The following is a 26,389-nucleotide window of genomic DNA, read 5'->3' on the forward strand; positions in this document are numbered from 1 at the left end:
AGTGGTAGCACCAACGCCAACACCTACTCCTACTCCAACTCCATTTGAATACAAAGTGATCACTACATTTGTGGATGAAAACGGAGTATTAATTATTCCTGATGAAAATGGTTCACATCCAGGTAAACCATTAGAAAATTATGAACTAGTCCGTACGGAAACAGATGCAAATGGAAATGTTCGCAATGTTTACCGTAAGATTCAATCTCAAAAACCAGTACAACCAGTTGAGCCAGCAACTCCAGCAATGCCTGAACAGCCAGCTCAACCTCAAGTACCAGCAACTCCAGCACAACCAGTACAAGCAACAGCAATGAAAGAAGCTGAAGCTAAGCGCGAATTGCCAAATACTGGTACAGAAGACAATGCTCGCCTTGCAGCACTTGGACTTCTCGGAGTATTGAGTGGATTTGGTCTTGTAGCTCGTAAGAAGAAAGAAGACTAATCTTTCTAATTGACATGATTTGTTTGCAATGAACATATCATCCCTAAAGCTGATGAATCGAATGATTCATCAGCTTTTTGCTGTTGTTACCGGGGTTACAGAGTGGACATAGGAATCAGGCTCTCATACTCTTCGAAAATCTCTTCAAACCACGTCAGCTTCCATCTGCAACCTCAAAACAGTATTTTGAGCTAACTTTCTAGTTTGCTCTTTGATTTTCATTGAGTATCAGTTAGGAAATAATAGTTATGCTTTCTTCTTTTGGAGAAAATATGGTATAATAGAGAGTAAAAAACTTTGAAAGAAAGAAAAAGATGAATTTAAAAGATTACATTGCAACAATTGAAAATTATCCAAAGGAAGGGATTACCTTCCGTGATATCAGTCCTTTGATGGCTGATGGAAATGCTTATAGCTACGCTGTTCGTGAAATCGTTCAATATGCTACTGACAAGAAAATTGATATGGTTGTAGGGCCTGAGGCTCGTGGTTTTATCGTGGGCTGTCCAGTTGCCTTTGAGTTGGGAATTGGTTTTGCGCCTGTTCGTAAGCCAGGTAAATTGCCACGCGAAGTTATTTCTGCTGACTATGAAAAAGAGTACGGTGTTGATACCTTGACTATGCACGCAGATGCTATTAAGCCAGGTCAACGTGTTCTGATCGTAGATGACCTCTTGGCAACAGGTGGAACTGTTAAGGCAACCATCGAGATGATTGAAAAACTTGGCGGTGTTGTGGCAGGTTGTGCCTTCCTTGTTGAATTGGATGACTTGAACGGCCGTGAAAAAATCGGTGACTACGATTACAAAGTTTTGATGCATTATTAATGAAAAACAGTCCCTAGGGCTGTTTTCTCTACATTAGGATATAAAAATAGACTATAGCTAGTTAGAGAAAAACTATAATTGAAAACTATATCTTCTTGCAGTATAATAAAAGGACTAAGTGTTTGAAATTTGGTTTCAAACATATGCAATTATTCCTGAAAGAGTACAGTTAGGAGAGGGTTATGCCGATTCGAATTGATAAAAAATTGCCAGCTGTTGAGATTTTACGGACAGAGAATATCTTTGTCATGGATGATCAACGTGCGGCCCACCAAGATATCCGTCCCTTGAAGATTTTAATTTTAAATCTTATGCCACAGAAAATGGTCACAGAGACCCAGTTGTTGCGCCATTTGGCCAATACACCCCTGCAACTGGATATTGATTTTCTCTATATGGAGAGTCACCGTTCTAAAACAACTCGTTCAGAACATATGGAGACCTTTTATAAAACTTTTCCTGAAGTCAAGGATGAGTATTTTGATGGGATGATTATCACGGGTGCTCCAGTTGAGCATTTACCATTTGAGGAAGTGGACTATTGGGAGGAATTTAGCCAAGTGCTTGAGTGGTCTAAGACTCATGTCTATTCGACCCTTCATATCTGTTGGGGAGCTCAGGCTGGACTCTATCTTCGCTATGGAGTGGAAAAATACCAGATGGACAGTAAGTTATCGGGTATTTATCCTCAAGATACTTTAAAAGAAGGGCATCTTCTCTTTAGAGGATTTGACGATAGCTATGTATCTCCTCATTCACGGCACACGGAGATTTCTAAGGAAGAGGTCTTAAACAAAACCAATCTCGAGATTTTATCAGAGGGTCCTCAGGTTGGGGTTTCGATTTTGGCTAGTCGTGATTTACGAGAAATTTATAGTTTTGGGCATTTGGAATATGACCGTGATACCTTGGCAAATGAATATTTCCGAGATCGTGATGCAGGTTTAGATCCACATATTCCAGAAAATTACTTTAAGGATGACGATGTCAACCAGACACCTTGTCTTTGTTGGTCTTCATCAGCAGCCCTCTTTTTCAGTAACTGGGTGAATTATGCGGTCTATCAGGAAACCCCTTTTGACTGGAGAAAAATAGAAGATGATGTATCCGCATTTGGGTATTTATAAGAGGAATTATGACATATTTAGACGCTTTTAAATCAGGGAACTTGGTTTTACCGAGTGCCCTGCTCTTGCATTTTAAGGAACTCTTTCCTTCCAGCGACGATTTTCTGGTCTGGCAATTTTTCTATTTGCAAAATACGACAGGCTTAGAAGAAATGTCCCCAAGCCAGATTGCTGAAAGGATTGGTAAGGAAATTTCGGATGTCAATCAGGCCATTTCCAATCTGACGGAAAGGGGTCTGCTTCAGTATCGAACCATCGAATTGAATGGTGAAATTGAATTGCTTTTTGATGCAAGTTTGGCTCTGGAACGTTTGGATGACTTGCTTGGAGCTGCTCATTCAAGTTCAGACCAGTTGACACCTCAAAATCAGCTTAAAGATTTGGTGGAAACCTTCCAGCAGGAATTAGGACGCCTGTTGACCCCTTTTGAGATTGAGGATTTGACAAAGATGCTAAAGGAAGATGGAACTAGTGCTGACTTGATTAAGGAAGCTCTTCGTGAAGCTGTTTTGAATGGAAAACCAAACTGGAAGTACATTCAGGCGATTTTGAGAAATTGGCGCCATGAAGGTATCAAAAGTGTGGCTCAAATCGAGGCTAAGCGGGCAGAAAGAGAAGCAAGCAATCCACAGTTGACACAGGTGTCGGCAGATTTCCGAAATGCCATGGATCTCTGGAAGGATTAATCCATGTAAGCAGGCTTGAAATCCGAGTAAGATTTGCAAGCTGTGTCTAATTGTGATAAAATAAATAGAAAATAAATTGAAAAAAGAGGTATGTGAAATGTCACGTAAACCATTTATCGCTGGTAACTGGAAAATGAACAAAAATCCAGAAGAAGCTAAAGCATTCGTTGAAGCAGTTGCGTCAAAACTTCCTTCATCAGACCTTGTTGAAGCAGGTATCGCTGCTCCAGCTCTTGATTTGACAACTGTTCTTGCTGCTGCAAAAGGTTCAAACCTTAAAGTTGCTGCTCAAAACTGCTACTTTGAAAATGCAGGTGCTTTCACTGGTGAAACAAGCCCACAAGTTTTGAAAGAAATCGGTACTGACTACGTTGTTATCGGTCACTCAGAACGCCGTGACTACTTCCATGAAACTGACGAAGATATCAACAAAAAAGCAAAAGCAATCTTTGCAAACGGTATGCTTCCAATCATCTGTTGTGGTGAGTCGCTTGAAACTTACGAAGCTGGTAAAGCTGCTGAGTTTGTAGGTGCTCAAGTATCTGCTGCATTGGCTGGATTGACTGCTGAACAAGTTGCTGCATCAGTTATCGCTTACGAGCCAATCTGGGCTATCGGTACTGGTAAATCAGCTTCACAAGACGATGCACAAAAAATGTGTAAAGTTGTTCGTGACGTTGTAGCTGCTGACTTTGGTCAAGAAGTTGCAGACAAAGTTCGTGTTCAATACGGTGGTTCTGTTAAACCTGAAAACGTTGCTTCATACATGGCTTGCCCAGACGTTGACGGTGCCCTTGTGGGTGGTGCGTCACTTGAAGCTGAAAGCTTCTTGGCATTGCTTGACTTTGTAAAATAATTAGTAAGTAGCAAAAGCTAGGTGGAACAGCATTCAGATGTCTGTTCCATTTTTTATAAGGGAGGAAAGATTGAAAACAAAGATTGGAAAAATTGGATTAGCAAGTGCCTTTTTGCTTGGATTGATCGTTAATCAGGTGGCTGCAAATGAAGCTGAAGCGAAAGCATCTTCGGAAGAAAGCAGTGTTCAAGCTTCTTCTAGTAAGGTAGAAGAAAAGAAATCAGAAACGACTACAAGTCAAAAAGAAGAAGAGAAAAAGGTTGAGACTTCTTCTAGTCAGCGTCCAGAGAAAAAGGAAGAAGTAAAAGAGACGCGAGCTAGTAGTCAAAAAGAAGAAAGTAAGCCAAATTCAACATCAGCACATTGGGAAGGTGACTTCTATGTAAAAGCAGATGGTTCAAAAGCTAAGAGTGAATGGATTTTCGATACTAGCTACAATAGTTGGTTCTATATAAAAGCAGATGGTCGTTATGCTCAAAAAGAATGGCATGGAAACTATTACCTCAAAGCGGGTGGTTACATGGCTAAAAATGAATGGGTTTACGATAACAATTATAAGAGCTGGTTCTACCTCAAGGCAGATGGTTCTTATGCAGAACAAGAATGGCAGAAAATCAATGGCAAATGGTACTATTTCAAGAAGTGGGGCTATATGGCTAAAAGTCAGTGGCAAGGAAATTATTTCTTGAATGGTCAAGGTGCCATGATGCAAAACGAATGGCTTTATGATAATCATTATAAGAGTTGGTTCTATCTTAAGGCAGATGGTTCTTATGCTAATGAACAGTGGCAAAAGATTGATGGAAAGTGGTATTATTTTAAGAAGTGGGGATACATGGCTCAAGATGAGTGGCATGGAAACTACTATCTTACTGAAAGTGGTGTCATGGCAACAGGTGAGTTAATCATGGACGATACTCGTTATACTTTTGCCGATTCAGGGGAACTGAAAGAAAAGAAAGCCTTGAATGTTGGTTGGGTTTATCGAAATGGACACCGTTATTTCTTTAACCATCGTGAAGAACAGGTTGGAACTGACCGTGCTAAGAAGGTTATTGATGTCAGTGAGCATAATGGCCGCATTAGTGATTGGAAAAAGGTTATCCAGGAAAATGGAGTTGATGGTGTTATTGTGCGCTTAGGATACAGCGGTGTAGAAGATAAGGAATTGGCACATAATATTCAAGAATTTAATCGACTAGGTATTCCTTATGGTGTTTATCTTTATACCTATGCAGAAAATGAAACAGATGCTGAGAATGATGCTAAGCAGACTATTGAACTCTTGAAGAAATACAAGATGAACTTATCTTATCCAATCTACTATGATGTTGAAAACTGGGAGTATGAAAATAAATCTAAGAAAGCTCCAGCAGATACAGACACTTGGGTTAAAATTATCAATAAGTATATGGAAACCATGAAGCATGCTGGTTACCAAAACGTGAAAGTTTATAGCTATCGTCAACTTTTGCAAACTCGTTTGAATCATCCAAATATTTTACAACATGTAAACTGGGTTGCAGCCTATACGGATGCGCTTGATTGGAATAATCCTCATTATTCAGGAGAAAAAGGATGGCAGTATACTTCATCTGACTCTCTTAAAGGGATTCGAGGACGTGTGGATGTTAGCGTCTGGTATTAAGATGTAAAACTGAGAAAAGAGTGTACATTTGTATGCTCTTTTCTTTATTTCATCGCTGTTAAGAGAGTTTGAAAGTGACTGGGTTTCATTCTAAAAAATTCTTAAATTATCAGTCTATTGCAACTTTTCTCATGTAAGTCATTTGGCTTGCTATTAGTTTTCCTTAGTAGTATACTAAGGTAGTAATCATTAAGAAGTGGTTACAAATAATAATGAATGAGGTAAAATAAAATGGTAGAATTGAAAAAAGAAGCAGTAAAAGACGTAACATCATTGACAAAATCAGCGCCAGTGGCATTGGCAAAAACAAAGGAAGTCTTGAATCAAGCTGTTGCTGATTTGTACGTAGCCCACGTTGCTTTGCACCAAGTACACTGGTACATGCGTGGTCGTGGTTTCCTTGTATGGCATCCAAAAATGGATGAGTATATGGAAGCTCTTGATGGTCAATTGGATGAAATCAGCGAACGCTTGATTACACTTGGTTGTAGCCCATTCTCTACATTGACAGAATTCCTTCAAAACAGTGAAATCGAAGAAGAAGCTGGTGAATACCGTAATGTTGAAGAAAGCTTGGAACGTGTCCTTGCTATCTACCGTTACTTGTCAGAACTCTTCCAAAAAGGTTTGGATGTCACTGATGAAGAAGGTGACGATGTGACAAACGGTATCTTTGCAGATGCTAAAACTGAAACTGATAAAACAATCTGGATGCTTGCGGCAGAACTTGGACAAGCACCTGGTTTGTAAGAAATAATAGCAACATATATAAATCTGTAAGAAATTTCTTACAGATTTTTTCTATCTTGTAAGCTATCCCAAACCAGTCTTTTTTTGAGTTTTTTGATAAAATAGTACTATCAGTGAAAAGGATGGAAGCATGACTAAGAAAATCGTAGCTATTTGGGCCCAGGATGAAGAGGGTGTGATTGGTAAGGACAATCGTCTGCCTTGGTATTTGCCAGCAGAATTGCAACACTTTAAAGAAACAACTCTGAATCATGCTATCTTGATGGGGCGTGTGACCTTTGATGGGTTGGGTCGTCGCTTGCTTCCAAAACGGGAGACCTTGATTTTGACACGTAACCCGGAAGAAAAGATAGATGGTGTTACTACTTTTTATGATGTCCAGTCTGTCTTGGACTGGTATCAGGCTCAAGACAAGAATCTCTATATTATCGGTGGGAAGCAAATTTTTCAGGCTTTTGAACCCTATCTTGATGAAGTGATTGTGACTCAAATTCATGCTCGGGTAGAAGGAGATACCTATTTCCCTGAGGAGTTTGACTTGTCTCTTTTTGAGACAGTTTCAAGCAAATCCTACACCAAAGATGAGAAGAATCCTTATGATTTTACCATCCAATATCGCAAGAGAAAGGAAGTCTAATGGAACGTAGTATATTTGGTTTTTTCACAGCCATGCTGTGTTTGGTCTGTTTGCTTGCTGGGGCACAGGCTTTTCGTAAAAAGCGTTATGGACTTTCTGTCCTGCTATGGTTAAATGCCTTTACCAATTTGGTCAATAGTATCCATGCTTTTTACATGACCTTATTTTAGATAGAATGACAGTATAGAATAGAACGGAAGGAAATCATGCCTACAAATAGGAATAATGATATGATGGTTTATTGCTCATTTTGTGGTAAAAGCCAAGAAGAAGTACAAAAAATAATCGCTGGGAACAACGCCTTTATCTGTAATGAATGTGTGGAGTTGGCCCAGGAAATCATTCGAGAGGAGTTGGCTGAGGAAGTCTTGGCAGACTTGTCTGAGGTACCAAAACCAATCGAACTCCTCCATATCTTGAACCATTATGTAATCGGTCAAGATCGTGCCAAACGTGCCTTGGCAGTGGCAGTATACAACCACTACAAACGTATCAATTTCCACGATACGCGTGAAGAGTCAGAAGATGTGGATTTGCAGAAGTCAAACATCTTAATGATTGGCCCAACTGGCTCTGGGAAAACTTTCTTGGCCCAGACCTTGGCTAAGAGCTTGAATGTGCCTTTTGCGATTGCAGATGCCACAGCTCTTACGGAGGCTGGTTATGTGGGTGAGGATGTGGAAAATATCCTCCTTAAACTCTTGCAGGCTGCTGACTTTAACATCGAACGTGCAGAACGTGGGATTATCTATGTGGATGAAATTGACAAGATTGCCAAGAAGAGTGAGAACGTGTCTATCACACGTGACGTTTCTGGTGAAGGGGTGCAACAAGCCCTTCTCAAGATTATCGAGGGGACTGTAGCCAGCGTACCGCCTCAAGGTGGACGCAAGCATCCACAACAAGAGATGATTCAGGTGGATACTAAAAATATCCTCTTCATCGTGGGTGGCGCCTTTGATGGTATCGAGGAAATTGTCAAACAACGTCTGGGTGAAAAAGTCATCGGATTTGGTCAAAATAACAAGGCAATTGACGAAAATAGCTCATACATGCAAGAAATCATCGCAGAAGATATTCAAAAATTTGGTATCATTCCTGAGTTGATTGGACGCTTGCCTGTCTTTGCAGCTCTTGAGCAATTGACGGTGGATGATTTGGTTCGCATCTTGAAAGAGCCAAGAAATGCTTTGGTGAAACAGTACCAAACCTTGCTATCTTATGATGATGTTGAGTTGGAATTTGACGACGAAGCTCTTCAAGAGATTGCCAATAAGGCCATTGAACGCAAAACTGGTGCGCGTGGTCTTCGCTCGATTATCGAAGAAACCATGCTAGATGTCATGTTTGAAGTACCGAGTCAGGAAAATGTGAAATTGGTCCGCATCACAAAAGAAGCTGTCGATGGAACGGATAAACCAATCCTAGAAACAGCCTAGAGGTGACTATGGAACTGAATACACACAATGCTGAAATCTTGCTCAGTGCAGCTAATAAATCCCACTATCCGCAGGATGAACTGCCAGAGATTGCCCTAGCAGGGCGTTCCAATGTTGGCAAGTCTAGCTTTATCAATACCATGCTGAACCGTAAGAATCTCGCCCGTACATCAGGTAAACCTGGGAAAACCCAGCTTCTCAACTTCTTTAACATTGATAACAAGATGCGCTTTGTAGATGTGCCTGGTTATGGCTATGCCCGTGTTTCTAAAAAGGAACGTGAAAAGTGGGGGCGCATGATTGAGGAGTACCTAACGACTCGAGAAAATCTCCGTGCGGTTGTCAGTCTAGTTGACCTTCGTCATGACCCGTCAGCAGATGATGTGCAGATGTACGAATTTCTCAAGTATTATGAGATTCCGGTCATCATTGTGGGGACTAAGGCGGACAAGATTCCTCGTGGTAAATGGAACAAACACGAATCAGCAATCAAAAAGAAATTAAACTTTGACCCAAGTGACGACTTTATTCTCTTTTCATCTGTCAGCAAGGCAGGGATGGATGAGGCTTGGGATGCAATCTTAGAAAAATTGTGAGGGAAAGAAATGGCAAAAACAATTCATACAGATAAAGCTCCAAAGGCTATCGGGCCTTATGTTCAAGGGAAAATCGTTGGCAATCTTTTGTTTGCTAGTGGTCAAGTGCCCCTATCTCCTGAAACTGGGGAAATCGTTGGAGAAACAATCCAAGAACAGACAGAACAGGTCTTGAAAAACATCGGTGCTATTTTGGCAGAAGCAGGAACAGATTTTGACCATGTTGTCAAAACTACTTGCTTCTTGAGCGATATGAACGACTTTGTTCCTTTTAACGAGGTTTACCAAACGGCCTTTAAAGAGGAATTTCCAGCTCGTTCAGCAGTAGAGGTAGCTCGTCTTCCTCGTGATGTAAAAGTCGAAATTGAAGTCATCGCAGAGATTGGATAAGCTAGTTGAAGTTTGGTGTTGCCAAACTTCTTTTGATAGTAAGGAGAAAAAGATGACAAAGAAACAACTTCACTTGGTGATTGTGACAGGAATGAGTGGTGCAGGGAAAACAGTTGCCATTCAGTCCTTCGAGGATCTAGGTTATTTTACCATTGATAACATGCCGCCAGCTCTCTTGCCTAAGTTTTTGCAGTTGGTGGAAACAAAGGAAGACGATCATAAGTTGGCCTTGGTAGTGGATATGCGTAGCCGTTCTTTCTTTTCAGAGATTCAAGCTGTTTTGGATGAGTTGGAAAATCAAGATGATTTGGATTTTAAAATCCTCTTTTTGGATGCAGCTGATAAAGAATTGGTCGCGCGTTACAAGGAAACCAGACGGAGTCACCCACTAGCTGCAGATGGTCGGATTTTGGATGGAATCAAGCTGGAACGTGAGCTCTTGGCGCCTTTGAAAAATATGAGCCAAAATGTGGTGGATACGACTGAACTCACTCCACGTGAGCTGCGCAAAACCCTTGCAGAGCAGTTTTCAGATCAAGAGCAAGCCCAGTCTTTCCGTATCGAAGTCATGTCTTTCGGCTTTAAATATGGAATCCCGATTGATGCAGATTTAGTCTTTGATGTTCGATTCTTGCCAAATCCCTACTATCTACCAGAACTGCGTAATCAAACGGGAGTGGATGAGCCAGTGTACGACTATGTCATGAACCATCCTGAGTCCGAAGACTTTTATCAACATTTATTGGCCTTGATTGAGCCGATTTTGCCAAGTTACCAAAAGGAAGGTAAGTCCGTTTTGACCATTGCCATGGGTTGTACGGGTGGTCAACACCGTAGTGTGGCCTTTGCTAAACGCTTGGCGCAGGACTTATCCAAGAATTGGCCTGTCAATGAAGGGCATCGCGACAAGGACCGAAGAAAGGAAACGGTAAACCGTTCATGAGAAAACCAAAGATAACGGTGATTGGTGGAGGGACTGGGATCCCCGTCATTCTTAAAAGTCTACGTGAAAAAGATGTGGAAATCGCTGCTATCGTAACGGTGGCGGATGATGGTGGTTCTTCAGGTGAACTCAGAAAAAATATGCAGCAGTTGACACCGCCAGGCGATCTCCGCAATGTCCTTGTGGCCATGTCAGATATGCCTAAGTTTTATGAAAAGGTCTTTCAGTATCGCTTCTCTGAAGATGCTGGAGCCTTTGCTGGCCATCCATTGGGCAATCTCATTATTGCAGGTCTGTCAGAAATGCAGGGGTCGACCTATAATGCCATGCAGTTGCTAAGCAAATTTTTCCACACAACTGGGAAGATTTATCCTTCCAGTGACCATCCCTTGACCCTTCATGCAGTCTTCCAGGACGGGACAGAGGTGGCTGGAGAGAGTCATATTGCAGACCATCCAGGCATGATTGATCATGTTTATGTGACCAATACCCTCAACGATGATACGCCTCTGGCTAGCCGTCGAGTAGTGCAGACCATTCTTGAAAGTGACATGATTGTCCTCGGACCTGGTTCCCTCTTTACCTCGATTTTGCCCAATATCGTGATTAAGGAAATCGGGCAGGCGCTTTTGGAAACCAAGGCAGAAATCGCCTATGTCTGCAATATCATGACCCAACGTGGGGAGACGGAACACTTTACAGATAGTGATCACGTAGAGGTCTTGCATCGTCACCTTGGTCGACCTTTTATCGATACTGTCTTGGTGAATATCGAAAAAGTGCCTCAGGAATACATGAATTCCAACCGTTTTGATGAATACTTGGTCCAGGTGGAACACGATTTTGCTGGTCTTTGTAAGCAAGTTCCGCGCGTGATTTCATCTAATTTCCTTCGTCTGGAAAATGGAGGTGCCTTCCACGATGGAGATTTGATTGTGGACGAGTTGATGCGGATTATACAGGTGAGAAAATGAGTTTCACAGTAGCAGTAAAAGAAGAAATCCTGGGTCAGCACCATCTGAGCAGGCATGAATTATCAGCCATTATCAAGATGTCTGGTAGTATCGGTCTCTCGACCTCGGGCCTAACCTTGTCCGTCGTGACAGAAAATGCCAAGCTGGCTAGGCACCTCTATGAGTCCTTTCTCCATTTCTATGAAATCAAATCGGAAATTCGCCACCACCAACGGAGCAATCTTCGCAAGAATCGAGTCTATACCGTTTTTACGGATGAAAAGGTGCAGGACTTGTTGAGTGATTTGCACTTGGCAGACTCCTTCTTTGGCCTGGAAACAGGTATTGATGAGGAGATTTTGTCAGATGAGGAAGCAGGTCGTGCTTATCTTTGTGGCGCTTTCTTGGCAAATGGCAGCATTCGTGACCCTGAATCGGGTAAGTACCAGTTGGAAATCAGTTCTGTTTATCTAGACCATGCGCAAGGGATTGCCTCCCTTCTTCAGCAATTTTTACTGGATGCCAAGGTGCTTGAGCGCAAGAAGGGGGCTGTGACCTACCTCCAGCGAGCCGAAGATATCATGGACTTCTTGATTGTCATTGGTGCTATGCGGGCGCGTGATGATTTTGAGCGAGTTAAGATTTTACGAGAAACCCGTAATGATCTCAATCGGGCAAATAATGCTGAGACAGCTAATATCGCTCGGACAGTTTCTGCCAGCATGAAGACTATCAACAATATCAGCAAAATCAAAGATATCATGGGCTTAGAAAATCTGCCAGTGGATTTGCAGGAGGTAGCGCAGTTGCGGATTCAGCACCCAGACTACTCTATCCAACAGTTGGCAGATAGACTCAGCACCCCTCTGACCAAAAGTGGTGTTAACCACAGACTCAGAAAAATTAACAAGATAGCCGATGAGTTATAAAGATATAAAACACCTCTTTCTTGACAATTAAATAGAGTATGTGAGATAATAAAGGGGAATTGAGAAGTTCTAGCATTTTAGTGCTAACAGAAATCCCCTCGGTACTGCAATACCGAGGGGATTTTTTCTGGGTTAGATAGCACTAACCAGGAAGGTTACTTGTCGAAGTGATCGTCTAACCAACGAGTCACCAGCCATGAGATGATACTCTCGATGACTGCGATAAGTACTATTTTGAGAAGTTCTAGCATCTGTAATACCTCCTTTTCCAAGGCGTATTGTTAGTGCCGTCCCTATTATATCACATGTTTTATCAGTTTGATAGGCATTTTTATTTTTGTTAAAGACGGGGAAAATATGAGCTAACAAGATAGCCGATGAACTATAAAACCACGAATCGCATTTGACTCGTGGTTATTTTTTATAAACTGGTTGAGTGTTTTGGTTGCACTTTTTGCTCAGGGTCGATGTAGTTGATGGCGTTGTTAACAGCGGTTGGTGCTTCTCCGAGGCCTGTCGCAATCAGATCAATTTTTCCGTCATAGTAGCAGCAGTCACCGATAGCATAGATACCTGCCTTGCTAGATTCTTGCTTGCTATTGACGATAATCTTGTGACGGTTGAGGTCCAGACCCCAGTTTTTAAGATTACCAACAGAAGATTTGAAACCATAGTTGACAAAGAGGTGTTCTAAGTCAATAGTTTCTGCTTCATCAGATTTGACTTTTGTGATTTCAAGTTTATTGAGCGTTTTTCCATCTCCAAGGAGTTGGCTAGGGACGAATGGTGTCTTGATGGTCACAGATGATTCCTGTAAGGCTTGGACACTGTGTTCCAGGGCGCGGAAATTATCTCTGCGGTGAACAAGGGTAGTTGGCGCAATTTTTTCAAAAGCCAAAGCCCAATCCACAGCCGAGTCTCCTCCACCAAGAATCGTCACTTTCTTCCCAGCATATTGCTGGATGTTGGAAACGTGGTAGTGGATATTTTCATAGTCTTCAACGCCTTCTAGTTCCAGAGGACGTGGTTTGAAGGCACCGCCCCCCATAGCGATGATAACAGTTTTAGACAGGTGACTTCCTTTAGAAGTTGTAATTACAAAGCCTTCTTCTTGTTTTTCAATCTCAAGAACCGTTTCATTGAGATGAATAGGGGTATCAAAGCCATTTAATTGCTCGATTAGACGGTTAGTCAACTCTTCTCCAGTCAGGTTTGGGAAACCCGGGACGTCTAAAATTTCCTTTTCAGGGTAGAGAATAGCAGGTTGTCCACCTAGTTGGGGAAGAGAGTCGATGATTTGAACCTTGGCTTGGCGTAGGTGGGCATAGAAGGCCGCAAAAAGACCGACAGGACCACCACCTACAATGGTAATATCATAGAGTTGAGACATGGTTTCTCCTTTGTTTTTTCTAGTCATACTCTTCGAAAATCAAATTCAAACCACGTCAGCGTCGCCTTACCGTACTCAAGTACAGCCTGCGGCTAGCTTCCTAGTTTGCTCTTTGATTTTCATTGAGTATCAGTTTATTTTATCATATTTTTCCTTAATTTAAAATGAAGTAGGATAGGGAAAAAAATGTCAGAAAAATGGTATAATAGAAAGGAACGTGTTTGGACAGAGAGGAGACAGCAGATGAACTTTCAACAATTATCCAATCTGCAATATTGGACTAGCTTGTTTTCTAGTCCTTGGAGTATTGCCATCAATGTGTTTGATATTTTGATTGTGGCCTATATTTTATATCGTTTTACAAAAGCGATAGCTGGCACCAAGATTATGATTTTGGTGCGTGGGGTCGTGATCTTTGTATTAGCCCAGGTTGTGGCCAATATCCTTGGTTTAACAACGATTTCTTGGTTGATTAATCAGATTATCACCTATGGGGTTATTGCTGCGGTTGTTATCTTCTCTCCAGAGATTCGGACTGGTTTGGAACGCTTGGGAAGGGCGACAGATTTCTTTTCTACTGCTCAAATTAGTGCAGAGGAGCAAATGATTCGTGCCTTTGTCAAGTCGGTTGAATATATGAGTCCCCGTAAGATTGGTGCTCTGGTTGCCATCCAACGAGTTCGGACCTTGCAAGAATACATTGCGACAGGGATTCCCTTGGATGCCAATATTTCAGCTGAACTCCTCATCAATATTTTTATTCCCAACACTCCCCTACACGATGGTGCAGTGATTATCAGAGAAAATCGAATAGCAGTAACCTCTGCTTATTTGCCCTTGACAGAAAGCACAGGGATTTCCAAGGAGTTTGGGACCAGACACCGGGCGGCTATCGGTTTGTCAGAAGTATCCGATGCCTTGACCTTCATCGTCTCAGAGGAAACAGGTGGCATTTCTATTACCTATAACGGTGTTTTCAAGCACGACTTGACGATTGAAGAATTTGAAGCAGAGCTACGAGCAATTCTTTTGCCAGCTGTTGAGGAAAAAGTCAGTTTCAAGGACCGTTTGCTAGGAGGTTGGAAATATGAGAAAAAATAGTCTATATATCATTTCATCTCTCTTTTTTGCTTGTGTTTTATTTATCTATGCAACGTCAACCAACTTTCAAAATAGCAATACCGCAAGGCAGGTCAAATCAGAAACCTACACCAATACGATAACGAACGTTCCTATCGATATTCACTATGATAATGACCAGTATTTCATTAGTGGATTTGCATCAGAAGTTTCAGTGATATTAACCGGAGCTAATCGTGTGACCTTGGCCAGCGAAATGCAGGAGAGCACTCGTAAGTTTAAGGTCACAGCGGATTTGACGGATGCCAGTGTTGGAACGATTGAAGTTCCCTTGAATATTGAAAATCTTCCAAGCGGATTGACCGCTGTGGCAACGCCTCAAAAGATTACAGTGAAAGTTGGGAAGAAGGTTAAGCGAGATGGGATGATTGTTGTGCCACAAGTTGACCAAAGCCAGATTGATTCCAAGCTACAAATTGATAGTGTAACCGTGTCAAACGAACGAGTTTCTGTCACAACTGACCAAGAAATATTAGCTAAAATCGATCGTATTATTGCGCTTTTACCAACCAGCGAACGCATAACCGGTAATTACAGTGGTTCAGTACCTTTGCAGGCAATCGATCGCAATGGTGTTGTCTTACCGGCAGTTATTACTCCGTTCGACACAACAATGAAGGTGACTACAAAACCAGTAGCACCAAGTTCAAGCACATCAAATTCAACTACAAGTAGTTCGTCGGAGACGTCTTCGTCAACGAAAGCAACTAGTTCAAAAACGAATTAAAAATAGAAAAAGGATTTTATAAAAATGGGTAAATATTTTGGGACTGATGGAGTCCGTGGAGAAGCAAACGTAGAACTAACGCCAGAGTTGGCCTTTAAACTGGGGCGTTTTGGTGGTTATGTTCTTAGCCAACATGAAACGGAAGCCCCAAAAGTCTTTGTAGGACGTGATACACGTATCTCAGGAGAAATGTTAGAATCTGCCTTGGTGGCAGGTCTTCTATCAGTAGGGATTCACGTCTACAAACTCGGTGTCCTTGCAACACCAGCAGTAGCTTATTTGGTTAAAACTGAGGGAGCCAGTGCAGGCGTCATGATTTCAGCGAGTCACAACCCAGCCCTTGATAATGGGATTAAGTTCTTTGGTGGGGATGGTTTCAAACTTGATGATGAAAAAGAAGCAGAAATCGAAGCTTTGCTGGATGCTGCTGAAGATACTCTTCCTCGCCCGAGTGCAGAGGGCTTGGGGACCTTAGTGGACTATCCAGAAGGTTTGCGTAAGTATGAAGGCTATCTTGTTTCAACTGGAACTCCTCTTGAGGGAATGAAAGTAGCCTTGGATACAGCCAACGGTGCAGCAGCTACAAGTGCCCGTCAGATTTTCGCTGATCTGGGCGCTCAGTTGACAGTTATCGGGGAAACACCAGATGGTCTTAACATCAACCTAAATGTTGGTTCAACTCATCCAGAAGCTCTTCAAGAACTAGTCAAAGAAAGCCAGTCAGATATCGGTTTGGCCTTTGACGGTGATAGTGACCGTTTGATTGCTGTTGATGAAAATGGCGACATCGTTGATGGTGATAAAATCATGTACATCATCGGGAAATACCTTTCTGAAAAAGGACAGTTAGCTCAAAACACCATCGTAACAACCGTCATGTCTAACCTTGGTTTCCATAAGGCTTTGGATAGTGCTGGCATTAACAAAGCAGTCACTGCAGTTGGAGATCGCTATGTTGTCGAAGAAATGAGAAAATCAGGCTACAACCTTGGTGGTGAACAGTCTGGTCACGTTATCTTGATGGATTACAATACAACAGGTGATGGTCAATTATCAGCTGTCCAATTGACCAAAATCATGAAAGAAATAGGTAAGAGCTTGTCTCAACTGGCAGCAGAAGTGACGATTTACCCACAAAAACTGGTCAATATCCGAGTGGAAAATGCCATGAAAGAAAAGGCTATGGAAGTGCCAGCTATTAAGGCTATTATCGAGAAGATGGAAGCTGAAATGGCAGGGAATGGTCGTATTCTTGTTCGCCCAAGTGGAACAGAGCCCCTTTTGCGTGTTATGGCAGAAGCGCCTACAACAGAAGAAGTAGACTACTATGTTGATACCATCGCAGACGTAGTTCGAGCTGAAATCGGGATTGACTAAATCCTAGAAAACTAGATGAAAATAAAAAATTATGGTACAATAGCTTATAATATTGTAGCCGAGGGAGAGAGACATGAATCTTAAACGTGAACAAGAATTTGTTAGTCAGTATCATTTTGATGCGCGTAATTTTGAATGGGAAAATGAAAATGGAGCTCCTGAAACCAAGGTAGATGTGAATTTCCAATTGCTCCAACATGACCAAGAAAATCAAGTGACTTCTTTAATTGTCGTCTTGAGTTTTATGATTGTATTTGATAAATTTGTCATCAGTGGAACCATTTCACAGGTGAACCATATCGATGGTCGTATTGTTAACGAGCCAAGTGAATTGAACCAAGAAGAAGTGGAAACCTTGGCTCGTCCATGTTTGAACATGCTCAACCGTTTGACTTATGAAGTAACTGAGATTGCATTAGACTTACCAGGAATCAATTTGGAGTTCTAATATGAAATTAGCTGTTATCACAGATTCCTCTGCCTATCTCAGTGCAGATACCTTGCAAAGAGAAGATTTATTTGTCTTGGATATTCCTGTTAATATTGATGGTGAGGAGTATGTCGAAGGTATCAATCTGACTGCTGAGGAGTTTTACCAAAAAATGGCTCAGGCTTCTGAATTGCCTAAGACCAGTCAACCAAGTATTGCCAAGTTAGATGAGATTCTAACTTCGCTCAAAGAACAAGGTTATACACATGCTTTGGGGCTTTTCCTATCTTCTGGAATTTCAGGTTTTTACCAAAATATCCAGTATATGATAGAAGAATATGAGGGTTTAACTATTGCTTTCCCAGACACTTTGATTACAAGTGCTCCTCTGGGTATCATGGTTGAAAGTGTCTTTAACTGGCGAGACCAGGGCGATGACTTTGCCATTATTCAGGATAAGCTAGCTATTCAAATTAGTCACACATCTGCTTTCATCATGGTCGATGATTTGGATCATTTGGTAAAAGGTGGACGCCTTTCAAATGGGGCTGCTATTTTGGGAAATCTGCTCAGTATTAAGCCAATCCTTTATTTCAATGACCAAGGTGTGATTGAAGTTTATGAAAAAGTTCGTACTGAGAAGAAAGCAACCAAGCGTTTAATTGAAATTATCAAGGAAGCAACGGCTTCAGGTCAATATCGGGTCATTGTCATTCATGGAAATGCTCCTGAAAAGGCTGAAGAATTGCGTCAGCACTTGCTTGAATTTGGAGTAGGTACAGATATTTCACTTGCTACATTTGGTAGTGTCATTGGGACACACCTAGGTGCAGGTAGTATTGCTCTAGGTTATATTCCAGTGATTTAGTTAGCACTTCTAGACTAGTTGAGAAGGCTTGTATCTTAGAAATTGAACACGGACTACCTGCCTCTTGAAAAAAGATGCCTGTCTTGCCTTTTGTGGAAAGTCAGCGCCATTCCCTATTTTTCATGGGCAGCTAAGGTCCTTTGTATCTTAGACAGGAGTAGAGATGAGTATTCGAGTAATTATTGCTGGTTTTAAGGGAAGGATGGGCCAGGCTGCTTGTCAGATGGTCTTGGCTGATCCAGACTTGGACTTGGTAGCAGTTTTGGATCCCTTTGAGTCTGAATCAGAATGGCAGGGTATTCCTGTTTTCAAGGATAAGGCTGATTTAGCAGGCTTTGAAGCGGATGTCTGGGTAGACTTTACTACTCCAACTGTTGCCTATGAAAATACACGCTTTGCTCTTGAAAATGGCTTTGCTCCAGTAGTTGGAACAACTGGTTTCACGAGTGAAGAAATTGCAGAGCTGAAAGCATTTTCTCGTGAACAAAATTTGGGTGGTTTAATCGCTCCAAATTTTGCCTTGGGTGCTGTTTTACTCATGCAATTTGCAAGGCAGGCTGCTAAATATTTCCCAAATGTGGAGATTATCGAGCTCCATCATGACAAGAAAAAGGATGCTCCGAGTGGAACAGCTATTAAAACAGCTGAGTTAATGGCAGAAGTTCGAGAGTCTACCCAGCAAGGTGCGCCTGATGAAGAAGAATTGATTGCAGGTGCTCGTGGTGCTGACTTTGATGGCATGCGGATCCACTCAGTACGTTTGCCAGGCTTAGTAGCCCATCAGGAAGTCATCTTTGGCAATCAGGGAGAAGGATTGACACTCCGTCATGACTCCTATGATCGCAGCTCCTTCATGACAGGGGTGAATTTGGGAATTAAAGAAGTTGTCAAGCGTCATGAGCTTGTCTATGGATTAGAACACTTATTATGAGATTAACGCAAATGCCTTCTGAATTTCAGAAGGCTTTACCAGTATTAGAAAAAATTAAAGAAGCAGGTTTTGAGGCCTATTTTGTTGGGGGCTCTGTTCGAGATGCCCTCCTCAATCGTCCCATTCATGATGTGGATATTGCGACGTCTTCTTATCCAGAAGAAACCAAGCAGATTTTTCCGCGAACAGCCGATATCGGAATCGAGCATGGAACCGTCTTAGTTTTAGATGGGGATGAGGAGTATGAGGTAACCACCTTTCGGACAGAGGATGTCTATGTGGACTATCGCAGACCCAGTGCGGTCTCCTTTGTGCGCTCGCTAGAAGAAGACCTCAAGCGCCGTGATTTTACAGTCAATGCCTTTGCTTTGGACGAGACAGGAGAAATCATTGACTTGTTCCATGGTTTAGAAGATTTGGAAAAGCAAGTCTTACGAGCAGTTGGAGTGGCTAGTGAGCGTTTCAACGAAGATGCTTTGCGGATTATGCGTGGTTTTCGTTTTCAGGCTAGTCTTGGCTTCGAACTTGAGTCAGAAACATTTAAAGCTATGAAAATTTTGACGCCACTTTTGGAGAAAATTTCTGTGGAGCGTACCTTCGTTGAGTTTGATAAACTCTTGCTGGCTCCATTTTGGAGAAGGGGTTTGGCTTCCATGATTGAGAGTCAAGCTTATGACTATCTCCCTGATATGGCATCTAGCCAGGACGAGCTTAATAGACTGTTTGATTTAGAGACTGATTTTACTTTTGAATCCTCTGAACAAGCCTGGGCAGCTCTACTGTGGGCTTTGGAGATTGAAAATGCGCAGCCATTTTTGAAGGCTTGGAAGACCTCACGTCAATTTGCCAAGCAAGTTCAGGATTTGCTGACTATTTTGGCCTTGCGTGAAAAGGGAGAATTGAGCAAGCGCGATTGTTATCGCTTTGACTTGGATTTACTTTTACAGTCTGAAAATCTTCGTCAGGCCCAAGGAAAAGAAGTCAACCCACAAGCCATCACTGAAACCTACCAGAGCTTGACCATTCATGATAAGAAAGAAATTCAGATTAACGGTGGCATTTTGATCAAGGAATATGGTTATCAGCCGGGCCCAGACTTGGGAGAGATTTTAACAGAGATTGAATATGCTATTGTCGATGGAGAATTGGAAAATGACCGTCAAGCCATCCATGCTTATCTGAGGGAGAAAAAATGAGTGATTTTATCGTTGAAAAACTAAGTAAGTCCGTCGGTGACAAGACCGTTTTTAAGGATATTTCCTTTATTATCCATGATCTAGACAGAATCGGTCTAATCGGTGTCAATGGAACGGGTAAAACCACCCTTTTGGATGTCCTTTCTGGCGTTTCTGGCTTTGATGGGGATGTCAGTCCCTTTTCAGCGAAAAATGATTACCAGATTGGTTACTTGACCCAAAATCCTGATTTTGATGATAGCAAGACGGTCTTAGATACGGTTTTATCTAGCGACCTCAAGGAAATCCAGCTCATTCGTGAGTATGAACTCCTCATGCTCAACTATAGTGAGGATAAGCAGGCACGTTTGGAACGGGTCATGGCAGAAATGGACTCTCTCCAAGCTTGGGAAATTGAGAGTCAGGTCAAGACGGTTCTTAGCAAGCTGGGGATTCAGGACTTATCTACTCCAGTTGGAGAATTGTCAGGCGGTCTAAGAAGACGGGTCCAGTTGGCGCAAGTTCTTCTTGGCAACCACGACCTCTTGCTGCTGGACGAGCCGACCAACCATCTAGATATTGCGACTATTGAGTGGCTGACCCTCTTTTTAAAAAATTCCAAGAAGACCGTCCTTTTTATCACCCACGATCGCTATTTCCTAGACGCTTTATCAACACGTATTTTCGAGTTGGATCGAGCTGGATTGACGGAATATCAGGGAAATTATCAGGACTATGTTCGCCTTAAGGCGGAACAGGACGAGCGCGATGCAGCTTTACTCCACAAAAAAGAGCAACTCTATAATCAAGAATTGGCTTGGATGCGTAGACAACCGCAGGCGCGTGCGACTAAACAACAGGCTCGTATCAATCGTTTCCATGACTTGAAGAAAGAAGTTTCAGGTGGTGCTGCTGAGACAGACTTAACCATGAACTTTGAAACCAGTCGGATTGGGAAGAAGGTCATTGAGTTTCAGAATGTCTCCTTTGCCTATGAAAACAAGCCTATTTTGCAAGATTTTAATCTCTTGGTGCAGGCCAAAGACCGTATCGGAATTGTTGGAGACAACGGTGTTGGAAAATCAACCCTACTCAACTTGATTGCAGGAAGTCTTGAGCCGACTGAAGGACAAGTTGTGATTGGGGAAACCGTTCGTATTGCCTATTTCTCTCAGCAAATTGAGGGATTGGATGAGAGCAAGCGAGTTATCAATTACCTGCAGGAAGTGGCAGAAGAAGTCAAGACCAGTGGCGGTTCTACGACTTCCATCGCTGAGTTGTTGGAGCAGTTCCTTTTCCCACGTTCGACTCATGGAACCTTGATTGAGAAATTGTCTGGGGGAGAGAAAAAACGACTTTATCTCCTCAAATTGCTCTTGGAAAAACCAAATGTTCTTCTCTTGGACGAACCGACAAATGACCTAGATATTGCAACCTTGACAGTCTTGGAGAATTTCTTGCAAGGCTTTGCAGGTCCTGTCTTGACAGTTAGTCACGACCGTTATTTCTTGGATAAGGTAGCGACCAAGATTCTCGCTTTTGAGGATGGTAAGATTCGTCCTTTCTTTGGTCATTACACCGACTACCTTGATGAAAAGGCCTTTGAAACAGATATGGCCAATCAAGTGCAAAAGGCTGAAAAGGAAAAAGTAGTCAAGGTTAGAGAAGACAAGAAACGCATGACCTATCAAGAAAAGCAGGAGTGGGCAAGTATCGAAGACGATATTGAAGCTTTGGAAAATCGTATCGCTGCTATTGAAGAGGAAATGCAGGCTAACGGCTCTGACTTTGGCAAACTAGCGACTCTTCAAAAAGAACTGGATGAGAAAAACGAAGCACTCCTTGAAAAATACGAACGCTATGAGTATCTCAGTGACTTTGATAGTTAAAAGAATAGAAAAATCCCGTCTCATGACAGGATTTCTCTATTCTTTTTTGGTCTCTTGATGAAAGACATTTTGCCAAGTTTCGTGGCGACGCCAGATACTGGTGTGGACAATTCCGTCCAATTCATAGCAGATGAGTTTGGTCTTTTGACTGATGGAAGTGATTTGGATGTCCTTGATAGCAGAATTTAAGTCTTTTTCCGCTTTATAGGCCTCTTTATCCATCTGCTCTCCATCTTGACGAATATAAACAAAATCGTCAGCCAAGAGTTCTTCCAGTTGATTTCCCTGATCAATCAATTGTTCACGCATAAGCAATTTTTTGTAGACATTGTCTAAAATCTCATCCTCAGGGATAGGTGCTGGCTCGATATGGACATCGGTATCAAAGACGCCAAAACGTTCTTCCAGCATAGACTCGACCTGATCCGCAATCTCGTGGCTTTCATAAACCGACAAGTCAGGATTCATTTCTAGCGTAATATCAAGGTAGATATTGCTACCGTAGGTACGACCTCTTTGCGACTTAACCTTGCTGATTTTGGGAATTTCCATGATAGCCTTTTGGTAGTCCTCGAGCAGACGGTCATCAAAGCCATCCGAAAGGCTAAAGGAAGACTCGATGAAGATATCATAGGCAGTTTTCAAGATAAAGAAAGTGATGATAATGGCAACCAGTTTATCCACAATGGGATAATTGAAACTGCTAGCCAGGATTGCAATGGTAGTACCAAGTGAGGTGACAGCATCAGAAAGATTGTCCTTGGCTGCTGCCTTTAGTGCCTTGGAGTTGGATTTCTTACTGAGGCGAGTATTGTAGAGATAAACTACAAACATAATCGCTGCAGAAATGATTCCTAGAGTTGCACCCAGAGGGTCAATGACTGTTTCTTCACGACTGAGAATCTTTTGAATGGTATCCCTTAGTACATCAAAGCCAACATAGAACATGATAATAGAAGTGACCAAGCTAGCCAAATCTTCAATCTTCCAGTGGCCAAAACGGTGGTCTCGGTCAGCAGGCTGGCGTGCCATCCGGATTCCAATCAAGAGGGCCACATTTCCAATGATGTCCGACACGTTGTTAAAACCATCGGCCACCAAACTGGATGAATGGAGGAGGTGCCCAGTTGCTAATTTGGCTGCAGACAAGATCAAATAGGTCGAAATACTGATAATGGCCCCACGCTCAGCTAATTTGAGATTTGAGATAGATTGCTTCATTCAACTTCCTTTCTAGTCACATAGCATTCTACCATTATACTGGTTTTCAAGGGAAAATTCAAATAAGGCAGTTTTTACTCTTTGAAAACTGTTCAAAATTTGGTATAATAGAACTACTCAAGGGAGTAGCTGGCAGAAACCTGCGATAGTGTCGTCATTCCGAATTTTATACTGAAAAGTATGCTTTCCGGCACTATCTTAAACAGCGAGACTTGTTATGACTAACAGGTCTCTTTTTGTTTGTCGTGAAAAGATACGATGAGGAAAAGAGAGTCTGTTTTGCACACAATGTCAAGGAGGAGACACATGTCAAAAGAACAAAAACGCCAAGCGTTTTACACTCAGAGTCCTGAAGAGGTCTTGAAGGCTGTGGATGCGACCGAGCAAGGTTTGTCATCAAGTGAGGCGGAAAAGCGCCTTGCCGAATTTGGCCACAATGAACTCGAAGAAGGAGAGAAACGATCAATACTGGTCAAATTCATCGAGCAATTTAAGGATTTGATGATTATCATCCTAGTTGCGGCAGCTATCTTGTCAGTCGTGACTTCTGGTGGGGAAGATATCGCAGATGCCATTATTATCCTAGCCGTGGTTATCATCAACGCTGCCTTTGGTGTTTACCAAGAAGGAAAAGCTGAAGAAGCTATCGAAGCCCTCAAATCTATGTCAAGTCCAGCTGCCCGCGTTCTTCGCGATGGTCATATGGCGGAGATTGACTCTAAAGAATTGGTACCAGGTGATATCGTCGCCCTCGAAGCAGGTGACGTAGTGCCAGCAGACCTACGTTTGCTAGAAGCCAATTCTCTTAAGATCGAAGAAGCAGCCTTGACAGGTGAGTCTGTTCCAGTTGAAAAAGACTTGACAGTCGAGCTTGCGACAGATGCTGGTATTGGTGACCGTGTCAATATGGCCTTCCAAAACTCAAATGTGACTTATGGTCGTGGTCTTGGTGTTGTTGTCAATACAGGTATGTACACGGAAGTTGGTCATATCGCTGGCATGCTCCAAGATGCAGATGAGACAGACACACCACTTAAACAAAACTTGAACAACCTTTCTAAGGTCTTGACTTATGCAATTTTGGTCATTGCCCTTGTTACTTTTGTAGTTGGTGTTTTCATTCAAGGGAAAAATCCACTCGGTGAGTTGATGACCTCTGTTGCCCTTGCCGTTGCAGCCATTCCAGAAGGTCTCCCAGCTATCGTAACTATCGTTCTTGCCCTCGGTACTCAAGTTTTGGCTAAAAGAAACTCTATCGTTCGTAAGTTGCCAGCTGTAGAAACTCTTGGTTCAACAGAAATCATCGCTTCTGACAAGACTGGTACGCTGACTATGAACAAGATGACCGTCGAAAAAGTCTTCTACGATGCGGTTCTACATGACTCAGCTGATGACATTGAACTAGGTCTTGAAATGCCCCTGCTTCGTTCAGTTGTCTTGGCCAATGATACGAAAATTGATGTGGAAGGAAACTTGATTGGTGATCCAACCGAAACAGCCTTTATCCAATATGCTTTGGACAAGGGCTACGATGTCAAAGGATTTTTAGAGAAATATCCTCGTGTGGCTGAGTTGCCATTTGATTCTGAACGTAAGCTCATGTCAACAGTTCATCCACTTGCAGATGGACGCTTCCTCGTAGCTGTTAAAGGTGCGCCAGACCAACTCTTGAAACGTTGTGTTCTTCGTGATAAGGCTGGGGATATTGCTCCGATTGATGAGAAGGTTGCAAATCTCATCCATACAAACAACTCTGAAATGGCTCACCAAGCCTTGCGTGTCCTTGCTGGTGCTTATAAGATTATTGACAGCATTCCAGAAAACCTTATTTCTGAAGAGCTTGAAAATGATTTAATCTTTACTGGTTTGATTGGGATGATTGACCCTGAACGTCCTGAGGCAGCTGAGGCTGTTCGTGTGGCTAAGGAAGCGGGAATTCGTCCAATCATGATCACAGGTGACCATCAAGACACTGCAGAAGCTATTGCTAAACGTTTGGGAATCATTGACGCAAATGATACAGAAGGACATGTTTTAACTGGTGCTGAGCTCAACGAACTATCTGATGAAGACTTTGAAAAAGTCGTTGGTCAATACTCTGTTTATGCCCGTGTGTCTCCAGAACACAAGGTTCGTATCGTCAAAGCTTGGCAAAAACAAGGTAAGGTCGTTGCCATGACAGGTGACGGTGTCAATGATGCTCCGGCTTTGAAAACAGCCGATATCGGTATCGGTATGGGAATCACTGGTACAGAGGTGTCTAAGGGGGCTTCTGACATGATTCTTGCAGATGATAACTTTGCAACTATTATCGTTGCAGTGGAAGAAGGACGTAAGGTCTTCTCAAATATTCAAAAGACTATTCAGTACCTACTTTCTGCCAATACTGCTGAAGTATTAACCATCTTCCTATCTACCTTGTTTGGTTGGGACGTCTTGCAGCCAGTTCATCTTTTGTGGATCAACTTGGTAACAGATACCTTCCCAGCTATCGCTCTTGGTGTTGAGCCAGCTGAGCCTGGTGTCATGAACCATAAACCACGTGGACGCAAGGCAAGCTTCTTCTCAGGTGGTGTTTTGAGTTCTATTATCTATCAAGGTGTACTCCAAGCAGCTATTGTTATGAGTGTTTATGGTCTTGCCCTTCTTTACCCAGTTCACGTGGGTGACAATCATGCCATTCACGCAGATGCCCTTACTATGGCCTTTGCAACACTTGGTTTGATTCAGCTCTTCCATGCCTACAATGTGAAATCTGTTTACCAATCCATCTTGACAGTTGGACCATTCAAGTCTAAGACCTTCAACTGGTCTATCTTGGTATCCTTCATCCTTCTCATGGCAACAATCGTCGTAGAACCACTTGAAGGAATTTTCCACGTAACCAAACTAGACTTGTCTCAATGGAGAATCGTCATGGCTGGAAGCTTCTCAATGATTATTATCGTCGAAATTGTCAAGTTTGTTCAACGTAAACTTGGCTTTGATAAGAATGCGATTTAAGGGAGGTTTCGG

26 protein-coding genes are annotated in these 26,389 nt (G+C 42.3%); 24 read left to right on the forward strand and 2 right to left on the reverse strand.

Annotated features, from left to right (window positions below; all coding sequences use genetic code 11):
• The 15 genes from NMM17_RS06770 to whiA all read left to right on the forward strand — a co-directional run.
• A partial coding sequence (locus tag NMM17_RS06770; RefSeq protein ID WP_254754103.1) for an LPXTG cell wall anchor domain-containing protein occupies positions 1-445 on the forward strand: 445 nt, incomplete at its 5' end.
• 314 nt (positions 446-759) lie between these two features.
• Positions 760-1,272 (forward strand): adenine phosphoribosyltransferase, encoded by a 513-nt coding sequence (locus tag NMM17_RS06775; RefSeq protein WP_254754104.1) that lies wholly within the window; start codon positions 760-762, stop codon positions 1,270-1,272.
• 182 nt (positions 1,273-1,454) lie between these two features.
• On the forward strand, positions 1,455-2,399 hold the full coding sequence (metA, locus tag NMM17_RS06780) for a homoserine O-succinyltransferase (RefSeq protein ID WP_254754105.1): 945 nt from the start codon (positions 1,455-1,457) through the stop codon (positions 2,397-2,399).
• Between the two features lie 8 nt (positions 2,400-2,407).
• On the forward strand, positions 2,408-3,085 hold the full coding sequence (locus tag NMM17_RS06785; protein WP_254754106.1) for a DnaD domain-containing protein: 678 nt from the start codon (positions 2,408-2,410) through the stop codon (positions 3,083-3,085).
• Between the two features lie 97 nt (positions 3,086-3,182).
• The gene (gene tpiA, locus NMM17_RS06790; protein WP_000087893.1) at positions 3,183-3,941 is read left to right on the forward strand and encodes a triose-phosphate isomerase; all 759 of its coding nucleotides are present in this window, start codon (positions 3,183-3,185) and stop codon (positions 3,939-3,941) included.
• Positions 3,942-3,978: 37 nt separating this feature from the next.
• The gene (gene lytC, locus NMM17_RS06795) at positions 3,979-5,589 is read left to right on the forward strand and encodes a choline binding-anchored murein hydrolase LytC (protein WP_254754107.1); all 1,611 of its coding nucleotides are present in this window, start codon (positions 3,979-3,981) and stop codon (positions 5,587-5,589) included.
• A 231-nt stretch (positions 5,590-5,820) separates the two neighbouring features.
• Entirely contained in the window at positions 5,821-6,339 is a 519-nt protein-coding gene (locus NMM17_RS06800) for a DNA starvation/stationary phase protection protein (protein WP_254754108.1), read from the forward strand.
• 130 nt (positions 6,340-6,469) lie between these two features.
• Entirely contained in the window at positions 6,470-6,976 is a 507-nt protein-coding gene (locus tag NMM17_RS06805; RefSeq protein ID WP_254754109.1) for a dihydrofolate reductase, read from the forward strand.
• Positions 6,976-7,146, forward strand: coding sequence for a hypothetical protein (locus NMM17_RS06810; RefSeq protein WP_000442260.1), 171 nt, complete (start codon positions 6,976-6,978; stop codon positions 7,144-7,146). The genes NMM17_RS06805 and NMM17_RS06810 overlap by 1 nt, the downstream gene beginning before the upstream one ends.
• Before the next feature lie 36 nt (positions 7,147-7,182).
• Positions 7,183-8,415: an ATP-dependent Clp protease ATP-binding subunit ClpX gene (gene clpX / locus NMM17_RS06815; RefSeq protein ID WP_012972566.1), complete on the forward strand. Its 1,233-nt coding sequence runs from the start codon at positions 7,183-7,185 to the stop codon at positions 8,413-8,415.
• A gap of 8 nt (positions 8,416-8,423) precedes the next feature.
• Positions 8,424-9,011, forward strand: coding sequence for a ribosome biogenesis GTP-binding protein YihA/YsxC (yihA, locus tag NMM17_RS06820; RefSeq protein ID WP_000422608.1), 588 nt, complete (start codon positions 8,424-8,426; stop codon positions 9,009-9,011).
• Positions 9,012-9,020: 9 nt separating this feature from the next.
• The gene (locus NMM17_RS06825; protein WP_001140420.1) at positions 9,021-9,401 is read left to right on the forward strand and encodes a RidA family protein; all 381 of its coding nucleotides are present in this window, start codon (positions 9,021-9,023) and stop codon (positions 9,399-9,401) included.
• A 52-nt stretch (positions 9,402-9,453) separates the two neighbouring features.
• Positions 9,454-10,344, forward strand: a complete 891-nt coding sequence (gene rapZ, locus NMM17_RS06830; protein WP_050153533.1) for an RNase adapter RapZ — start codon at positions 9,454-9,456, stop codon at positions 10,342-10,344.
• Complete coding sequence (locus NMM17_RS06835) at positions 10,341-11,318, forward strand: YvcK family protein (protein WP_001231075.1); 978 nt, start codon at positions 10,341-10,343, stop codon at positions 11,316-11,318. The genes rapZ and NMM17_RS06835 overlap by 4 nt, the downstream gene beginning before the upstream one ends.
• Positions 11,315-12,226, forward strand: a complete 912-nt coding sequence (gene whiA / locus NMM17_RS06840; protein ID WP_000011282.1) for a DNA-binding protein WhiA — start codon at positions 11,315-11,317, stop codon at positions 12,224-12,226. Before NMM17_RS06835 ends, whiA begins: the two co-directional genes overlap by 4 nt.
• A gap of 421 nt (positions 12,227-12,647) precedes the next feature.
• Here whiA and NMM17_RS06845 read toward each other — a convergent pair whose 3' ends face one another.
• Positions 12,648-13,616 (reverse strand): NAD(P)/FAD-dependent oxidoreductase, encoded by a 969-nt coding sequence (locus NMM17_RS06845; protein ID WP_254754110.1) that lies wholly within the window; start codon positions 13,614-13,616, stop codon positions 12,648-12,650.
• 243 nt (positions 13,617-13,859) lie between these two features.
• Here NMM17_RS06845 and cdaA point away from each other — a divergent pair, with 243 nt between their 5' ends.
• The 8 genes from cdaA to NMM17_RS06885 all read left to right on the forward strand — a co-directional run bounded on the left by cdaA (position 13,860) and on the right by NMM17_RS06885 (position 22,153).
• Positions 13,860-14,717: a diadenylate cyclase CdaA gene (gene cdaA / locus NMM17_RS06850; RefSeq protein ID WP_001011075.1), complete on the forward strand. Its 858-nt coding sequence runs from the start codon at positions 13,860-13,862 to the stop codon at positions 14,715-14,717.
• Positions 14,704-15,483, forward strand: a complete 780-nt coding sequence (locus NMM17_RS06855) for a YbbR-like domain-containing protein (protein ID WP_254754111.1) — start codon at positions 14,704-14,706, stop codon at positions 15,481-15,483. The genes cdaA and NMM17_RS06855 overlap by 14 nt, the downstream gene beginning before the upstream one ends.
• Positions 15,484-15,507: 24 nt before the next feature.
• Complete coding sequence (gene glmM / locus NMM17_RS06860) at positions 15,508-16,860, forward strand: phosphoglucosamine mutase (protein WP_254754112.1); 1,353 nt, start codon at positions 15,508-15,510, stop codon at positions 16,858-16,860.
• Between the two features lie 73 nt (positions 16,861-16,933).
• Entirely contained in the window at positions 16,934-17,308 is a 375-nt protein-coding gene (locus tag NMM17_RS06865; RefSeq protein ID WP_120718600.1) for a DUF1149 family protein, read from the forward strand.
• Between the two features lies 1 nt (position 17,309).
• Complete coding sequence (locus tag NMM17_RS06870; protein WP_254754113.1) at positions 17,310-18,158, forward strand: DegV family protein; 849 nt, start codon at positions 17,310-17,312, stop codon at positions 18,156-18,158.
• Between the two features lie 163 nt (positions 18,159-18,321).
• Positions 18,322-19,089: a 4-hydroxy-tetrahydrodipicolinate reductase gene (gene dapB / locus NMM17_RS06875; protein ID WP_254754114.1), complete on the forward strand. Its 768-nt coding sequence runs from the start codon at positions 18,322-18,324 to the stop codon at positions 19,087-19,089.
• Entirely contained in the window at positions 19,086-20,285 is a 1,200-nt protein-coding gene (locus NMM17_RS06880) for a CCA tRNA nucleotidyltransferase (protein ID WP_080977758.1), read from the forward strand. Before dapB ends, NMM17_RS06880 begins: the two co-directional genes overlap by 4 nt.
• Entirely contained in the window at positions 20,282-22,153 is a 1,872-nt protein-coding gene (locus tag NMM17_RS06885) for an ABC-F family ATP-binding cassette domain-containing protein (protein ID WP_254754115.1), read from the forward strand. Before NMM17_RS06880 ends, NMM17_RS06885 begins: the two co-directional genes overlap by 4 nt.
• A gap of 36 nt (positions 22,154-22,189) precedes the next feature.
• On the opposite strand, the gene mntE is transcribed toward NMM17_RS06885, so the two are convergent.
• Positions 22,190-23,374: a CDF family manganese efflux transporter MntE gene (mntE, locus tag NMM17_RS06890; protein WP_254754116.1), complete on the reverse strand. Its 1,185-nt coding sequence runs from the start codon at positions 23,372-23,374 to the stop codon at positions 22,190-22,192.
• A gap of 306 nt (positions 23,375-23,680) precedes the next feature.
• Here mntE and NMM17_RS06895 point away from each other — a divergent pair, with 306 nt between their 5' ends.
• Complete coding sequence (locus NMM17_RS06895) at positions 23,681-26,377, forward strand: cation-translocating P-type ATPase (protein ID WP_254754117.1); 2,697 nt, start codon at positions 23,681-23,683, stop codon at positions 26,375-26,377.
• The last annotated feature ends 12 nt before the right edge of the window (positions 26,378-26,389 follow it).

The organism is Streptococcus sp. CF7_Ac1-12 (assembly GCF_024295905.1).
Classification (GTDB): Bacteria; Bacillota; Bacilli; order Lactobacillales; family Streptococcaceae; genus Streptococcus; species Streptococcus mitis_AP.

Coding starts and splice junctions, on each gene's coding strand:
- dapB (WP_254754114.1), top strand. CDS start 18,322: ATGAGTATTCGAGTAATTATTGCTGGTTTTAAGGGAAGGATGGGCCAG.
- NMM17_RS06775 (WP_254754104.1), top strand. CDS start 760: ATGAATTTAAAAGATTACATTGCAACAATTGAAAATTATCCAAAGGAA.
- NMM17_RS06865 (WP_120718600.1), top strand. CDS start 16,934: ATGAATCTTAAACGTGAACAAGAATTTGTTAGTCAGTATCATTTTGAT.
- NMM17_RS06855 (WP_254754111.1), top strand. CDS start 14,704: ATGAGAAAAAATAGTCTATATATCATTTCATCTCTCTTTTTTGCTTGT.
- yihA (WP_000422608.1), top strand. CDS start 8,424: ATGGAACTGAATACACACAATGCTGAAATCTTGCTCAGTGCAGCTAAT.
- NMM17_RS06825 (WP_001140420.1), top strand. CDS start 9,021: ATGGCAAAAACAATTCATACAGATAAAGCTCCAAAGGCTATCGGGCCT.
- mntE (WP_254754116.1), bottom strand. CDS start 23,374: ATGAAGCAATCTATCTCAAATCTCAAATTAGCTGAGCGTGGGGCCATT.
- whiA (WP_000011282.1), top strand. CDS start 11,315: ATGAGTTTCACAGTAGCAGTAAAAGAAGAAATCCTGGGTCAGCACCAT.
- NMM17_RS06880 (WP_080977758.1), top strand. CDS start 19,086: ATGAGATTAACGCAAATGCCTTCTGAATTTCAGAAGGCTTTACCAGTA.
- NMM17_RS06835 (WP_001231075.1), top strand. CDS start 10,341: ATGAGAAAACCAAAGATAACGGTGATTGGTGGAGGGACTGGGATCCCC.
- NMM17_RS06870 (WP_254754113.1), top strand. CDS start 17,310: ATGAAATTAGCTGTTATCACAGATTCCTCTGCCTATCTCAGTGCAGAT.
- NMM17_RS06800 (WP_254754108.1), top strand. CDS start 5,821: ATGGTAGAATTGAAAAAAGAAGCAGTAAAAGACGTAACATCATTGACA.
- cdaA (WP_001011075.1), top strand. CDS start 13,860: ATGAACTTTCAACAATTATCCAATCTGCAATATTGGACTAGCTTGTTT.
- clpX (WP_012972566.1), top strand. CDS start 7,183: ATGCCTACAAATAGGAATAATGATATGATGGTTTATTGCTCATTTTGT.
- NMM17_RS06785 (WP_254754106.1), top strand. CDS start 2,408: ATGACATATTTAGACGCTTTTAAATCAGGGAACTTGGTTTTACCGAGT.
- NMM17_RS06845 (WP_254754110.1), bottom strand. CDS start 13,616: ATGTCTCAACTCTATGATATTACCATTGTAGGTGGTGGTCCTGTCGGT.
- NMM17_RS06895 (WP_254754117.1), top strand. CDS start 23,681: ATGTCAAAAGAACAAAAACGCCAAGCGTTTTACACTCAGAGTCCTGAA.
- NMM17_RS06885 (WP_254754115.1), top strand. CDS start 20,282: ATGAGTGATTTTATCGTTGAAAAACTAAGTAAGTCCGTCGGTGACAAG.
- NMM17_RS06810 (WP_000442260.1), top strand. CDS start 6,976: ATGGAACGTAGTATATTTGGTTTTTTCACAGCCATGCTGTGTTTGGTC.
- metA (WP_254754105.1), top strand. CDS start 1,455: ATGCCGATTCGAATTGATAAAAAATTGCCAGCTGTTGAGATTTTACGG.
- lytC (WP_254754107.1), top strand. CDS start 3,979: ATGTCTGTTCCATTTTTTATAAGGGAGGAAAGATTGAAAACAAAGATT.
- tpiA (WP_000087893.1), top strand. CDS start 3,183: ATGTCACGTAAACCATTTATCGCTGGTAACTGGAAAATGAACAAAAAT.
- NMM17_RS06805 (WP_254754109.1), top strand. CDS start 6,470: ATGACTAAGAAAATCGTAGCTATTTGGGCCCAGGATGAAGAGGGTGTG.
- glmM (WP_254754112.1), top strand. CDS start 15,508: ATGGGTAAATATTTTGGGACTGATGGAGTCCGTGGAGAAGCAAACGTA.
- rapZ (WP_050153533.1), top strand. CDS start 9,454: ATGACAAAGAAACAACTTCACTTGGTGATTGTGACAGGAATGAGTGGT.